Annotated in this window: 10 protein-coding genes, 1 tRNA gene and 5 pseudogenes; 5 read left to right on the top strand and 11 right to left on the bottom strand. The window is 58.9% G+C overall.

Features of this window, described 5'->3' with window-relative positions; genetic code table 11:
* Positions 1–408, top strand: coding sequence for a hypothetical protein (locus tag WDN46_00155; GenBank protein ID MEJ0091895.1), 408 nt, complete (start codon positions 1–3; stop codon positions 406–408).
* Here WDN46_00155 and WDN46_00150 read toward each other — a convergent pair.
* The 5 genes and pseudogenes from WDN46_00150 to WDN46_00130 all read right to left on the bottom strand — a co-directional run bounded on the left by WDN46_00150 (position 398) and on the right by WDN46_00130 (position 3,194).
* Positions 398–1,021, bottom strand: coding sequence for an IS5 family transposase (locus WDN46_00150; protein ID MEJ0091894.1), 624 nt, complete (start codon positions 1,019–1,021; stop codon positions 398–400). The genes WDN46_00155 and WDN46_00150 overlap by 11 nt on opposite strands.
* Positions 988–1,125 (bottom strand): annotated as a pseudogene (locus WDN46_00145) (transposase). Before WDN46_00145 ends, WDN46_00150 begins: the two are co-directional and overlap by 34 nt.
* A 480-nt stretch (positions 1,126–1,605) precedes the next feature.
* Complete coding sequence (locus WDN46_00140; GenBank protein MEJ0091893.1) at positions 1,606–1,917, bottom strand: hypothetical protein; 312 nt, start codon at positions 1,915–1,917, stop codon at positions 1,606–1,608.
* A 190-nt stretch (positions 1,918–2,107) separates the two neighbouring features.
* A pseudogene (locus tag WDN46_00135) lies at positions 2,108–2,874 on the bottom strand (IS5 family transposase).
* An 83-nt stretch (positions 2,875–2,957) separates the two neighbouring features.
* On the bottom strand, positions 2,958–3,194 hold the full coding sequence (locus tag WDN46_00130; protein ID MEJ0091892.1) for a hypothetical protein: 237 nt from the start codon (positions 3,192–3,194) through the stop codon (positions 2,958–2,960).
* Between the two features lie 6 nt (positions 3,195–3,200).
* Here WDN46_00130 and WDN46_00125 point away from each other — a divergent pair, with 6 nt between their 5' ends.
* The 4 genes from WDN46_00125 to WDN46_00110 all read left to right on the top strand — a co-directional run bounded on the left by WDN46_00125 (position 3,201) and on the right by WDN46_00110 (position 8,456).
* Positions 3,201–4,643, top strand: a complete 1,443-nt coding sequence (locus WDN46_00125) for a hypothetical protein (protein MEJ0091891.1) — start codon at positions 3,201–3,203, stop codon at positions 4,641–4,643.
* 604 nt (positions 4,644–5,247) lie between these two features.
* A complete protein-coding gene (locus tag WDN46_00120) occupies positions 5,248–5,676 on the top strand; it encodes a hypothetical protein (protein MEJ0091890.1) in 429 nt (142 codons plus the stop codon).
* A 40-nt stretch (positions 5,677–5,716) separates the two neighbouring features.
* Positions 5,717–6,474 (top strand): IS5 family transposase gene (locus tag WDN46_00115; GenBank protein MEJ0091889.1). Its coding sequence is split into 2 segments (ribosomal slippage): positions 5,717–6,056 and positions 6,056–6,474, totalling 759 coding nucleotides; the frame shifts between segments, so codons are not numbered across the junction.
* A gap of 1,905 nt (positions 6,475–8,379) precedes the next feature.
* Positions 8,380–8,456, top strand: a tRNA-Met gene (locus WDN46_00110).
* 331 nt (positions 8,457–8,787) lie between these two features.
* Here WDN46_00110 and WDN46_00105 read toward each other — a convergent pair.
* The 6 genes and pseudogenes from WDN46_00105 to WDN46_00080 form a co-directional block, all read right to left on the bottom strand.
* A pseudogene (locus tag WDN46_00105) lies at positions 8,788–9,243 on the bottom strand (transposase).
* Positions 9,237–9,634 (bottom strand): annotated as a pseudogene (locus WDN46_00100) (transposase). The pseudogenes WDN46_00105 and WDN46_00100 overlap by 7 nt, the downstream one beginning before the upstream one ends.
* A gap of 364 nt (positions 9,635–9,998) precedes the next feature.
* Positions 9,999–10,765, bottom strand: a pseudogene (locus WDN46_00095) (IS5 family transposase).
* A gap of 101 nt (positions 10,766–10,866) precedes the next feature.
* Positions 10,867–12,615: a hypothetical protein gene (locus tag WDN46_00090; protein MEJ0091888.1), complete on the bottom strand. Its 1,749-nt coding sequence runs from the start codon at positions 12,613–12,615 to the stop codon at positions 10,867–10,869.
* Positions 12,616–12,883: 268 nt separating this feature from the next.
* Positions 12,884–13,324 carry an NUDIX hydrolase gene (locus WDN46_00085; protein ID MEJ0091887.1) on the bottom strand — a complete coding sequence of 147 codons (441 nt, stop codon included), beginning with the start codon at positions 13,322–13,324 and terminating at the stop codon, positions 12,884–12,886.
* A gap of 79 nt (positions 13,325–13,403) precedes the next feature.
* Positions 13,404–14,161 (bottom strand): IS5 family transposase gene (locus WDN46_00080; GenBank protein MEJ0091886.1). Its coding sequence is split into 2 segments (ribosomal slippage): positions 13,404–13,822 and positions 13,822–14,161, totalling 759 coding nucleotides; the frame shifts between segments, so codons are not numbered across the junction.
* Positions 14,162–14,208 lie beyond the last annotated feature (47 nt).

Genomic DNA, 14,208 nt, shown 5'->3' with positions numbered 1-14,208 from the left:
ATGTTCGCTCGCATCAGTCCTGCAATCGTTCGGCGGGAGATACTGGCCTTGTTGGAGGCGCTCGCCGAGTGCGAGACCTCGGCGAAGGAATTGTCGTGGCCGGTTTCCTCGGCGCGCGCGCCGCAGGCCGCCGGTTTCGCCTTCGCGGCGGCTCCCGCTGGTGGGCTTGCCCTAACAGACGCACAGAGTCGCATCTGCATTCGCGTCATTAACGTATACGAGACCGGAACCGTGGGAGGCAACTATGGCGCGATCAGCATCTTCCGTGACGGACCGGATGACATCCGACAAGTGACTTACGGCCGCGCGCAAACGACCGAGTATGGGAACCTCCTTCAGCTGATCAGCGACTACGTCGCCGCGAATGGTCGCTTTTCAGCTCAGCTAGGCTCAGGACTCATTGATTGAGATAGAAGAGGACGGCGGCTGCGATGCAGATGGCGGAGAAGAAGGTGTGGGCGCATCGATCATAGCGGGTTGCGATGCGCCGCCAGTCCTTGAGCTTGGCGAACATGTTCTCGATTTTGTGACGCTGGCGGTAGAGCGTCTTGTCATAGGCAATGGGAAGCTTGCGGCTTCTGGTTGGCGGGATGCAGGGCTCGACGCCCCTGGCCTTCAGCGCGGCGCGGAACCAGTTGCTGTCGTAGCCCCTGTCGGCGATCAACATTGAAGCGGGCGGTAAAGCCTTGAGCATCAGCCGCGCGCCCTTGTGGTCGCTCATCTGGCCCTCCGAGAGCAACATGACGAGGGGCTTGCCGGCGCCGTCGCAAACGACGTGGAGCTTCGAGTTCAGTCCGCCTTTCGTGCGCCCGATACGGCGGGGAAGAGCCCCTTTTTGAGCAGGCTCGCCGCTGTGCGATGCGCCTTCAGATGCGTGGCGTCGATCATGATGCGCTCGGGCTTTGGACCTTCGCCAGCGAGCGCGGCGAATATGCGGTCGAAGACGCCGAGCCGGCTCCAGCGGATGAAGCGATTGTAAAGCGTCTTGTGCGGCCCGTAATCCTTGGGCGCATCTTTCCATTGCAGGCCGTTGCGGATCACATAGACGATTCCGCTGACCACCCGACGGTCGTCAACCCGCGGAACGCCATGCGACAGAGGAAAATGCGGCGCAAGCCGCGCCATCTGCCGCTCGCCCAACAAAAACAAATCACTCATCCCAGCCTCCCCATGCGGAGACCAGGAATCACATCTCAGGCAAATTTAATAGGTCCTGAGCCTAGCGTACTACGTGGGGACAATTGGCAGAAAGGTCGGAAATCCTCCGCGCAGTCCGCTCGTCGATGACCAGGCCTTCTTGACCCTGCTCCGAAACGCTGGCGACGATCCGGTGATGAGACAAACGCAGGATGCATTTTTCGACCGAGTGTACTTTCAGCCTGCGCTTAAATGGGCGGGCGCGAACGGATTCGTCAAGGCTTTATCCGCGCTCGTTATATACGATTCTTTCAATCATAGCGGGGGGATCCTGTCTACGATCCGGGACGAAATTCTGGAAAGAACGCCCGCCGCCGGCGGTGACGAGAGGAGATGGATCGCTCAGTATGTCGCAGCCCGCCAGAACTGGCTGGCGACAAATCCTAGGGAGTCTCTCCACGCGACGGTCTACCGGACGAAGGACCTGATGCGCGAGATCAATCGCAATAACTGGGATCTGTCCTTCGTGCCGATCATGGCGAACGGGACGCCGGTCGACGGTGCGCCCGATAGCGCGCGCCATGCCGCGCCCGCAGTGGCCACGTCCGCAGGCCCGTCGGTCGATGACGACCCTGCCGCGCCTGCTGCCCCGTCCGAGGTCAGCGACACGGCGGGCTTCGAATGGGGGCGCGTGCTCGCCAATCTCGGGGCTCCTGCGGAGAGCGATCCGACGCTTGCCTCCGCTGCGCCGCAGGCGGCGAGCACGAGCGCATCGTTCAATCTGGTGCGAGTCCACGCATTCCTGCAGGCGTGCGAGACCTCGATCCCGCGCGTGGGCTACGGGCTCGGCAAGAAGGTGCCTCGCCTGGACGCCGTTCCCGGACGGGACTTCACGCAAGTCGACTGCAGCGGGTTCGTGCGCGAGGCTGTTCGTCTGGCCACTGCGCCGACGCTAGGCAGTAGTGACGAATTACCTGAGCATGATAGCAATAGCGGCGAGCAATACGAAGCCTCGGTAGTTTGCGAGGAGCTTGTCGTATCGGGTTGCGACGCGCCGGAACTGCTTCAGTTTATTGAAGAAACGCTCGACGAGATTGCGCTCCTTGTAGAGCGCCTTGTCGTAGGGGAGCGGCGCGCGGCGATTGGATTTTGATGGGATCACCGGCTCAGCCTCACGCATAAGAACAGCCTTGCGCAAGTGATTGGCGTCATAACCTTTATCGGCGATGATCGCATCGGCCGCAAAGCCTTCGATCAGGGCGTGCGCTTTTGTGATGTCGTTGCGCTGCCCAGGTCCGAGAAGGAGCCGAACGGGGTTGCCGAGTGCGTCTGTCGCGGCGTGGATTTTGGTGCTCAAACCACCGCGAGAGCGGCCCAGGCCTTGGGCATCCGCCCCCCTTTGGCGATCCTTGCGCCGGCCGCGTGCTGATGGGCGCGCACGATTGTTGAGTCGATCATCAGCCATTCGAGATCGGCCTCGGCGGTGAATGCCTCAAGAAATCCGTCCAAGGCGCCGCGCTCGATCCAGCGATAGTAGCGGCGTTTCACCGCCTGATGGTCGCCGAAGCGTTCGGGCAGATCGCGCCAGCGGCCGCCCGAGCGGGCCATCCATAACAGCGCGTCGACGAAGCGTCGATTGTCGCAGCGCGGCCCGCGCTGGCCGGCTCTTCCGCCTGGCACAAGATCACAAAGCCGCTCCCATTGATCGTCTCGCAGCGCATCGACATCCCGAATCATCAAGGCTGATCTCCAAAAATCAGCCTTGAATCATGGAAAGATCCTCGCGAGAATCCCCCAAACGCCGAATTCGTCACCACGGCCTAGTTTTCCCTGACGGTTCCGTCGTGCAACACGATTGGGTCAGTGGACACGGGTTCGAAGGGTCGACGGTCGCCGACGCAAAAAACGACGACGGGATCATACGGATCGCCTTCCTTCGGCCGCAGGATTCGCCGCAGGGCATCGGACACGTCGTCCTCATCAGCGGCGGAAAGACGCTCGAGTCGCACGGCGGCGTCGGCCCGGATTCTAGGGTATGGGACGGCGCAAGCTGGCAAGCGAAGATGTCGGTTTACGTTTTCGCCCAAGCCGGCCAAGTCGCCCTCCCCGCGCGGGCCGCTGGCATCGCGGCGGCGCTTGCGGCCGCGCCGAGCTTCACGGTCCAACACGGCCATCGATACGCGGCCACCATCGTTCTGAGCGGCCTGGAGCGATTCGCGAGCAACGATCAGGTCGCGGATCGGTTCAAGCAGGTGGGCTTCGTCGACGTCGTCATAACCGGGAGCGGCTCCCCCCGGCATGCGGAAGGAACGTGGGATGGCGTCGACAGGACGGCGTCGATCGACTCCCACATCCGCGACGTCGTCGAGCTTGCCACCGCGCCCGCAGTCGTTCCTCAGTCTGTGGCAGGCCCGCAAACAGCGCCCCAGCCCGTGCCTGTCGCCTTGCCGGTTATACAGGGGATCAAAACTCAAAGACATTTGTGCAGCAGCGGACCGCAAAAAGTACGCCTTCTTAGTCCGGCCGTGACGGCTAATCCAACTCGAGCCTCTGAGATCCTTGAAACCCAATCCAAATGGGTGAACGGTACGGTTCTGCATTACTGTTTTTTCACGGATGGACAATACGCCATCGCTGCCGATCAGGCGAACGCGGCTCGTCAGGCTTTCGCCAAATGGAAGTCGGTCGGAATCGGCCTGAACTTTAGGGAAGTTACGCAACTCAGTGAAGCCGAGATAAGGATAGGTTACACGGAAGGAATTTCACAGTCGGCAGTCGGACGGGATGTGTTGAACGTACCGTTGAGTGAACCGACCACGTATTATGGTTGGGATCTAAACACCCGTTATGGAAGCGGCACCGCGTTACACGAGCTTGGCCACGTCCTTGGGATGGAACACGAACATCAAAGTCCTTTTGCTGGCATAACATGGAATGATGAGGCGGTATATACATCACTAGGGGGGCCGCCGAACAACTGGGATCGCCAAAAGACGTACATAAATATACTAAAGAAATTAGACGCGGGCTCCGTTCAGGGGTCGCGGTGGGATCCGGATTCGATCATGGAATATGAATTTGCGCCCGGATTGATCGTGGAACCGAAGCAATACGCCAACGGACTGACACCGCCGGGAACCTTGTCGGCCGCCGATGGGGAATGGGTGCTCAAGTGGTATCCGCCGATGGAAGCTGTGATGCCCCCGCCTTTAGAGCCATTGCGTTCTATAGTCGTAAAGCTCGCCGCCGGCGAACAGGCGGATTTTGCAATCAAGCCGCCCGAGTCGCGGCAATACACATTTGAAACGAAGGGAGCGACAGACGCCCTGCTCGTATTGTTCGAAGAGGTCAACGGCGTACCGCGCTACATTTCGGGCGACGACGATAGCGGAGAACCGCGTTCGGCAACTATTACGTCCAAGCTCTTCGCTGAGCGTAGTTACATACTGCGACTGCGTGTCGTCTACCCGGGACCGGCGGAGGAAACAGCGGTAATATATTGGTAATTGCGGGCGTGATATCGCTGGAGCGGTCTGAGAGCCGGTTCTTACGTTAGTTGCCTCTGCGACAGGCAACTCGACGCCGGCCCCGCTGGTTTTCGTTCGCACACGTCCTGGATCGAGCACCGGCGCTGTAGTCTCGTCGGCGAACGGCTTTCCAGAGCGCTTCGGCCAGAACAAGAGTCGCTCATGGAAGGTCTTGGTCCAAAATGGAGGGGAGACGGAGTACTGTGCCCTTGGCCCTTCGGGTTGAATCGGCCGGGATATGTGCCTTGGTCAAACATGGCAGACTTCTCGGATCTGGAACTGATCGCGGCGCTGCGTGTGTTTCAGCGATCAAAGGGTGATGTGACCTGGACTGAGCTGGGGACCGATCCACTCGCCATGACGCGCGGGAACGCATCCGCTATCCTCAATATGTCGCCGGTCCATTCGCGGGCGGGACAGCTCGCTCTTATCCGACGCCGGATAACGATACAGGACTCACTATTGGAGAGGCTGGCTGCATATCCTCGCATCGTTCGAATCCTGAAAGCTCGCGTCGTCACTGACATCGTCAGCTTGCGATTGTCTCGTAACGCGTGCGGTGGCACCGGGAGCACCACAGGAGATGGAGGGGCTGGATAGGCTTATCGCGGCGAATGGTCAGTCGCCAGCATCCATAACCGATTTCGTCGTTGCGTCACACTTCAATTCAGAGCTTCAAACGGTCTGCGATATCTGCGACGAAATTGGAGCGCATCTTGACATCGACGTTGCCCGCACTCTTGAGGCGCTTACCACTGACCTGGACGGTTATGACCTTCAGAAAGGGCTGGCCTTTTATACGTTGGCGTCGGGTGCATTTACGAAGGTCTGCTTCTCCGTGCTCGCATACATCGTTGATCAATTCAGAATCCAGGCCAGCAACCTCGTACAAAAAAAAGCCGGGAAGCACCAAGCCGGAGTCCATAACCGGAAGCTTTCCGCTCAGGGTCTGCTTGGTGATTGCGAAATGGAACTTGCATTAGGGCCCAGACCCATAAAATGGTTGGCGTGAGAGGCGGGTTGTGATTCACAGCTTCCGAAAGGAAGCGACTATGAATCGGGATCAATTCTGGCTGACGGACGCGCAGTTCGCGAAGATCGCGCCGCATCTTCCCACGGACACGCGCGGCAAGGCGGGCGTCGATGATCGCCGGGTGATCAGCGGGATCATTCATGTGCTGAAATCTGGCGGACGCTGGATTGACGCGCCGCTGGAGTACGGGCCAAAGAAGACTCTCTACAATCGCTACGTTCGCTGGGCTGCTAAGGGCGTTTGGATCGATCTGTTCCACGCGCTTGCGCAAGCAGGCGGGCCGCCGGCGCAGGTCCTCATCGACTCCTCGGCGGTCAAGGCGCATCGCTCGGCCAGTGGCGGCAAAGGGGGGAGAAGAATCAGGCCATCGGCCGTTCGCGCGGCGGGCGCACAACCAAAATCCACGCATTGACCGATGCGGACTGCCGCCCGCTGTCTTTCATGCTCACCGGCGGCCAAATCGCCGATTGCTCGGCGGGCGCGGAGCTTATCGCGCGACTTCCTCCTTGCGAAATCCTCCATGGCGACAAGGGCTACGACGCAAATGCGATCCGTCGGCAGGTCGAGGAGCGCGGAGCTATGCCGAATATCCCGCCCAAGGCCAATCGCAGGTGGAAGAACTGCTTCTCGCCCTTCCTCTATCGAAACCGCAACGCCATCGAACGCATGTTCTGCCGCCTGAAAGACTTCAGGCGCGTGGCTACCCGCTACGATCGAAACGCCATAAACTTCCTCGCGACAGTCTGCATCGCCGCTACCGTCAGCTACTGGTTGTGAGTCTGGACCCTAAGGGAGCTGAAAAGCGCGACGCTCATGAAGGCGACGATGGCGAGAACGCAAGCAAAGCCAACGCTCAGCTTCCGCGCGATACTCAGGTTTGCAAGGGTCATAAGGTCCTCGAAATGGTTGACGACGGAAATCTTGCGAGGAAAGACCCGTTCTTTTAGAGGGCGGCTCCAGCGCGCCGGACATCAAGCGCTCGGCTTTAAATCCGGCGTTTCATCGATAAGGATTTTGACTCAACACTATAGTTTCGAGCTTTCCCGCTACAGACGTCATTGATGAGCTAAAATATTGAATAAATCCTCAACGCCATGCATATTTATCTAGATATTTATGCCTTTTGGCGGAATAACGGGTTATTTTTTCGTAAAATGTTGGATATATATCTAATTATTTGGCATTATTACTTTACTTACATCGATTTAAGCTGTCGGCAGAGCAAGTTTTTCTAAGCTGAATCGATCGCGTGTTTCGCCGCCTTATTGCGCGTGAGCGTCGGGTTTTTGGGATCGTTAGCGGCCCCGGCCCGCACGGGCGCCCGTAGCGGCGCAGGATCTGCGGAAGCGAGCCTCACGCAAGGATCCTGTCTTAACGTCAGGCATTGACGCTATCCGCAATCCACAGCAACTCTTCCCCGGCGGGAAGAACTGCAAGTCTTGGCTTGCAATGGTATGTTTGGAAGATATAGTGATTCGCCACAGGACATTTGAACAATTCGAATCTTGATACTATTCGATACCTCGCTCCCTTGCAGCTTTGCGCGGAGATTTATCCCTGCGCCTGGAAGCTTGAGGCCATGCGTAGAAAATCGCCCTGTTTTTCCGCTCAAATAGTGTGCGCCTCCCAATATTCATGGACCCTGTATGAAACATCCGACAAAGCCTTTCGCGGTCGAGATTAAGCGCTCGCGCCGTTCTCCGATGCCTTCGCCTCCGTCTCATTCAGATTTTCTCGGAAGAGGCAGGGCCGAGCCTGACGAGGGCCTATCGCCCGCCCTTTTCTCCAAGGACGTTGCTTTTTCCAAACCTGAATTCGTCGCCAAACCATCGCCGGATAGCGAATTCGCCATTCCCGCTTTTTTGCGGAGCGATAAGCCCGGGCGCCGAGCGGCAGCCGAATCGCTGTCGAAAGAAGCCGAGCAGGTGTTCGCGCCCAAACCGGCCCAGTCGGCCCAGCCTCCCGGCGATAACCCCGCTTCGAAGGATCGCGCGCCGCGGATTTTGCCCAGTCTGATTTCCCCGGAGAGTCTGAGTTTGGATGCAGATTCGATTCGCGTGGAAGACGCCGAGCGCCAAGCGCTAACCAACGCCCCGCGACAGACCCGCAAGCGAAACAATACGGCGACGAGCGTCGCGCAGACTCAGTCAAGAACAGGCCGGGTCAAAAACGGGGCGACGACGAAGCCCGTGGCAGCCGCCGTTGCGGCGCAAGACGATCAGATCAACCGCAAACCCAAGGCCGCAGCACGCCCGGATGCCGCGCCAAAAAATCCGGCGTCGGCCGTTATCGCTTCTGATGCGGCGCCCTTTGAACCTGTTGCCGCCCTGCCCGACGTCAGTTCTCGCGGGTTGCTGGTCCGCAGAGGAATGCGCCGCGGCGGTCGTGGGAAGATCGCCTCTCTTCCGCCCGGTCAACATTGGAAGCGGCGTCTCAATCCACGCGCCTGGTAGAGTGCGCGCCGGAATTGACGCATTCATCCTGAAATGCATTTGAAGACGCAGACGCTTCTGCATGAAGGGTTCAGATTGGCGTGAAGAGCTCGAAAGCCGCCAGCCAGCAAAACGTGGATTTTTCATATGAACCGCGCGTTGAAGCATAGCGACGGGTGACGCCAGCGCGAGCGCGTCATCAAAGCGATATAAAGCTTTCAATCTGCGGCCGTCGCTGATACACCATCGGCGCGGGGTGGAGCAGCCCGGTAGCTCGTCAGGCTCATAACCTGAAGGTCACAGGTTCAAATCCTGTCCCCGCAACCAAACCAGCTATATGAATACGCAGTACTTTCATGAAACCGCCCTTAGGGGCGGCTTTCGTATTTTCGGCTCGAGTCGCCACCATCTCGCCACCGCCGAAAAAATCGGAAGTCGAGACAAAGGTGGACGCTTCTATCAACAGCCTCTGTTGTCCTAATTGGACGGGATTGATCGGGTTCGACGTGGGCTTTGTCTGAAGAAAGGCGCCTGGGCGAGTTTTGTGCCGTCAGCGGCGGCATTGAAGGCGCTAGGCCAGGGCGATGCGCCGCAGGAACAGCAATCTTTTGATGTTGTAGACGAGGTTCGCCATTCCGATCTTCACTCTGAGCGCCGCCTTGGCCGCATCAGCATCCTTCGCCCGATAAATCGCCTTCAGCGCGCCGGCGAGGGCTTTGCGGTCCTTCCAGCAGGCGAAATCCGTCGAAGCGGATCAGATGGACGATGCACGTTTGGACGGTCGTCTGCGGAAAGACGGCGTTGATCGCCTCAGGAAAGCCCTTCGATCCGTCGACGATTGCGACCAGAACGTCATTGACGCCGCGGTTCTTCGGTTCGTTCATCACCCGCAGCCAGAATTTGGCGCCTTCGGTATTTTCGATCCAAAGGCCCAGGATATCCTTCGTCCCATCCGCCTGAACGCCGAGCGCAATGTACACCGCCTTGTTCCGGACAAGCCCTTCGTCTCGGATTTTGACCCGCAAGGCGTCGAAAAAAAAACGAGCGGATAGCTCGCCTTCCACGGCCGATTTTGCCATTCGCCGACCGTCTCCAGAACCGCGTCCGTCGCCGAAGGGTCGCATCGAAACGCTCGAACAAACACCCAATGGCGCCGGCTTTCGTCGGTTTCTCCCGGACCAGCTAAATCGTCCGCGCGTCGGGGATGCGATCTGATAATCCAACTCCGAGAAAACGCATGAACGACAGGCATCATTGATCAGGAACTCGGCGCGTTCGTCCGAGAGATTGTTCGTCACCTGAATGACGAGGATCTTGAACATCATGACCGGATCGAATGGCGGACGCCCACCTTGCGCACCATCGGAATAAGAAAGCGCCGCGACCAGGTCAGGGCGGAACATCTCGAAATCCACCGCCGCACGGAACGCCTCGAGCTGGTCCCCAAGATCGCTCAGCCGCCGCAAACGATCATCGACATCGAAAAATCCCGGCTGCTTTCTCATCGAATCATCCCCGACCCAACGGAGACGATGGAATCAGAAGGGCTCGGAATTCGCCAGGTTTTTAGAACCGTCGAGGTGGAGAGCCACTGCTGGCCGAGTAGAGAAGCGGCAGTTGAAAGACTCGATAAAGGCATTCTGCATCGGCTTGTTGCGCTCGACCATTAGCCGATCAAGCTTTCACCCTCGGCTGTGGCGAGATGGACGCCTCCTCGGGCGAACGGTCGCATCGCGCGCCATAGGCGGCGCGCGCATCGCTTTCCTGCCCGCTATTTGGACCGGCCTCCGACGACGAGGGACATATCGCTCGCGCCGCTTTCGATCGAGGCCGTTCCGTTAGTTGGCCCTGCTAGGCAGTAGTGACGAATTACCTGAGCATGATAGCAATAGCGGCGAGCAATACGAAGCCTCGGTAGTTTGCGAGGAGCTTGTCGTATCGGGTTGCGACGCGCCGGAACTGCTTCAGTTTATTGAAGAAACGCTCGACGAGATTGCGCTCCTTGTAGAGCGCCTTGTCGTAGGGGAGCGGCGCGCGGCGATTGGATTTTGATGGGATCACCGGCTCAGCCTCACGCATAAGAACAGCCTTGCGCAAGTGATTGGCGTCATAACCTTTATCGGCGATGATCGCATCGGCCGCAAAGCCTTCGATCAGGGCGTGCGCTTTTGTGATGTCGTTGCGTTGCCCAGGTCCGAGAAGGAGCCGAACGGGGTTGCCGAGCGCGTCTGTCGCGGCGTGGATTTTGGTGCTCAAACCACCGCGAGAGCGGCCCAGGCCTTGGGCATCCGCCCCCCTTTGGCGATCCTTGCGCCGGCCGCGTGCTGATGGGCGCGCACGATTGTTGAGTCGATCATCAGCCATTCGAGATCGGCCTCGGCGGTGAATGCCTCAAGAAATCCGTCCAAGGCGCCGCGCTCGATCCAGCGATAGTAGCGGCGTTTCACCGCCTGATGGTCGCCGAAGCGTTCGGGCAGATCGCGCCAGCGGCCGCCCGAGCGGGCCATCCATAACAGCGCGTCGACGAAGCGTCGATTGTCGCAGCGCGGCCCGCGCTGGCCGGCTCTTCCGCCTGGCACAAGATCACAAAGCCGCTCCCATTGATCGTCTCGCAGCGCATCGACATCCCGAATCATCAAGGCTGATCTCCAAAAATCAGCCTTGAATCATGGAAAGATCCTCGCGAGAATCCCCCAAACGCCGAATTCGTCACCACGGCCTAGCGAGCGCTCATAGCTCAATTTGATTGGAACGGATAATAGCGAAGGCTGGTGAAAACTGAATTTTCCTCGGCCTTGGCTCCGCCGCCGAAGCCCTGGAAGGAAAATTTCTGGACATAGGCATATTGCAGACCGGCCCGGAATTGACCAAAGGGACCTGAATAGATGGTGTCCCAGAAACCGGCTGTGATGCTCCGAATCAGATGGGTGTTGCCGACGCAAGCGGTGCTGAGCACATTCGAGCATCCCGCGTTGGTGTACAGAGGATTGCCATCGCCGAAAGCGCTGACGGCGCCGGACGCGCTGATGCTGTTGGAGAAGCTCGCCTGCTGAATTTCTTCGCCCGCGTAGGTATAAATGTCCAAACCGGGCTGAGGACGCCAGATCAACCCGGCGAGCAAGGTCGTTTCCTGAATAGGCGAAAGCGAGCCGTTCGCATTGACGCTGACGTCGGGAAGCGATCCGGTGGCGTAGCGGCCGATGCCGCGCCCGTTCATGCCGGTGAATTGGAACTCGAGGTTTTGCGGAATGATGGGCACAAGTATGGTGCCGCCGTAGCTGCCGGCCGCGACATCCTGATTGCTGCCGTTGACCTGGTTATAAAAATCGCGGAACAGGCCGTAGGCCTCCACATGGATGTGACGATCGCCGAAAGTCGGATCCCAGGCGACCTTGCCGATGATATCCGGCATATGATTGAGCGATATCGAATTTCCCGAATTGAACAAGGACGAGCCGGGGGGCACGAAGGTGTTGACGAGGGTGCCGGGGAGAGCGGCTGTCGATCCGACCGTCGGCACGCCGCCGACAAATGGGCCGGCTTGCGCGCCGGGTCCGACGAAGGTGTTTGTTTGCGGGTTTTCCGCCGACACAGCGAACCACAAGGTTTTGTCGAAGTCCTTGACGACGCGGATCTGCGGCTGACGCGCCCAATTGAAGCCAGGCACGAACTGCGTGTCGATCGTCAGAGGCGTGTTCTCCGTGCGCGGCATGATGCCTCTCGTATTCGCCGTCAGCAACGACCAGTTCTGACCGGCGAGGACGTGAAAGCCGAAATCATCCTGATCCATCGTCAAATAGATGTTGCGAATGCGCGGCGTAAATGAATTGCTCTCGTTGCTATTGGCGGTTTGCGCCGCTCCGAGGAAATCAAGATCCATCCAGCCGGAGAGATGCGTCGTCGGATTGACATCGCCCTGCACGAGAAGCGAGACGCGGCTCGCGCGCGCGCTCATGCGGTACTCATTGGCGTTGCCGGTGCGCACATTGTTGTAAGGAATGTTTGCGAACGGCGTCGTGATGTCCGCGCCAATGTTGCGGCTGCGGAAAACGCTTTCCGCTGCGAGGAAGCCGCCGGGCGTAATGGTGACGCCATTGATGTAGATGCTCGGGGCGCCCGGCATCGGGCGGCCTTGGATTGACGCCCCCTCCGCCGAATAGCCGCCGGGCGGCAGCGGAGTTCCGCCGAGCGGGGCAATTCCCACTCCCTGGAGACCCCCGTATGGAGAGCCCGGCGTCGGACGCCCTTGTATCGATGCTTGCTCCGCCGGAAATCCTTGCGGCCGCACCGCTACATTGTGGATCTGAACCTGGGTTTCCTTCTGCTTGCGAGCCTGGTCGTTGACCTTCTCTTCAAGCTTCTTCAGCTGAGCCTTGATCAAGCGAATTTCTTCGGCGGCGTCATCTGCGCGCGCAGCGCCCTGGAAGGCCACAAGCGCACCCAAGGTCAAGGCCGCCACGGCCCGATTGCGGTCTCGTCGTTTCATAATTTGCCCTCCAGCCGCCGAAAGTCCCAAACGCGACTTTGCGCTCGTTCAGAAGATGTCGATTGGCCCTGCCCAATAATGCGTCTAACGCGCCAATTGTCTACTTAGTCTATAAAGATATATAAGCAATTGAACATACTAAACTTTCGCCGATTTGAGCTTCGGCGCGGCATTTAACAGAGCTGTAAAGAAAGCGATTTCGGAATTATGTAACTTATTTGTCACGCCCGATTCAGCCGCATGACACCGGTAAGTAAGGCAGATTATTTTATCGCGCCTTCGCCGACGCCCGTTCAACGAAGAGGCTGATCAGCGATCGCAGCCCGACGTCCTTGACAGCGGCTTCGGCCTCTGAGGGCTGGAACCAGCGCAGCGTCCGCTGCTGGCTCTCTGGCCAGCACTTCATTTGTCGCTTGACGTTCAAGGCATAGACCTCGACCTCACACAGGATATCTGGCTCGCTCTCAAGGGTTTTCTGAAAGCGAAAGGAGCCGATGGGTTTTTCCCGTACCACGCCACGCACGCCAGCCTCTTCCATCGCCTCCCGCGCAGCCGACTCCGCTGGTCCGAGGCCTTTAATTGGGCGACCCTTTGGAATGATCCAGCGCTGACTCTGCCGAGTCGTGATAAGGAGAATTTCGATGTCGCCCGTCGAAGTAACCCTGTAAAGCAAAACGCCATATTGAAACGCTTGCGGGGAAAGGTGCACGGAAGCCTGTTTTTGCGTGCTCTTTGGTTCTTTGAGTTGAACCTTGCTCAGGCGGGGCGCCTCGATCTAGGGTCCAGACTCACAACCAGTAGCAAACGGTAGCGGCGATGCAGACTGTGGCGAGGAAGTTTAATGCGTTTCGGTCGTAGCGCGTAGCCACGCGCCTGAAGTCTTTCAGGCGGCAGAACATGCGTTCGATGGCGTTGCGGTTTCGATAGAGGAAGGGCGAGAAGCAGTTCTTCCACCTGCGATTGGCCTTGGGCGGGATATTCGGCATAGCTCCGCGCTCCTCGACCTGCCGACGGATCGCATTTGCGTCGTAGCCCTTGTCGCCATGGAGGATTTCGCAAGGAGGAAGTCGCGCGATAAGCTCCGCGCCCGCCGAGCAATCGGCGATTTGGCCGCCGGTGAGCATGAAAGACAGCGGGCGGCAGTCCGCATCGGTCAATGCGTGGATTTTGGTTGTGCGCCCGCCGCGCGAACGGCCGATGGCCTGATTCTTCTCCCCCCTTTGCCGCCACTGGCCGAGCGATGCGCCTTGACCGCCGAGGAGTCGATGAGGACCTGCGCCGGCGGCCCGCCTGCTTGCGCAAGCGCGTGGAACAGATCGATCCAAACGCCCTTAGCAGCCCAGCGAACGTAGCGATTGTAGAGAGTCTTCTTTGGCCCGTACTCCAGCGGCGCGTCAATCCAGCGTCCGCCAGATTTCAGCACATGAATGATCCCGCTGACCACCCGGCGATCATCGACGCCCGCCTTGCCGCGCGTGTCCGTGGGAAGATGCGGCGCGATCTTCGCGAACTGCGCGTCCGTCAGCCAGAATTGATCCCGATTCATAGTCGCTTCCTTTCGGAAGCTGTGAATCACAATCCGCCTGTCACGCC

Origin of the sequence: Methylocella sp. (genome assembly GCA_037200525.1) — a bacterium.
Lineage (GTDB): Bacteria > Pseudomonadota > Alphaproteobacteria > Rhizobiales > Beijerinckiaceae > Methylocapsa.
The sequence above is the reverse complement of the archived record's forward strand: the minus strand, read 5'-3'. Positions and strand labels throughout refer to the sequence as shown.

What these genes read in the sequence shown, in the direction of transcription:
- WDN46_00155 (MEJ0091895.1), top strand. Translation starts at nt 1, where the DNA reads ATGTTCGCTCGCATCAGTCCTGCAATCGTTCGGCGGGAGATACTGGCC.
- WDN46_00150 (MEJ0091894.1), bottom strand. Translation starts at nt 1,021, where the DNA reads ATGGAAAGATGCGCCCAAGGATTACGGGCCGCACAAGACGCTTTACAA.
- WDN46_00125 (MEJ0091891.1), top strand. Translation starts at nt 3,201, where the DNA reads ATGTCGGTTTACGTTTTCGCCCAAGCCGGCCAAGTCGCCCTCCCCGCG.
- WDN46_00120 (MEJ0091890.1), top strand. Translation starts at nt 5,248, where the DNA reads ATGGAGGGGCTGGATAGGCTTATCGCGGCGAATGGTCAGTCGCCAGCA.
- WDN46_00090 (MEJ0091888.1), bottom strand. Translation starts at nt 12,615, where the DNA reads ATGAAACGACGAGACCGCAATCGGGCCGTGGCGGCCTTGACCTTGGGT.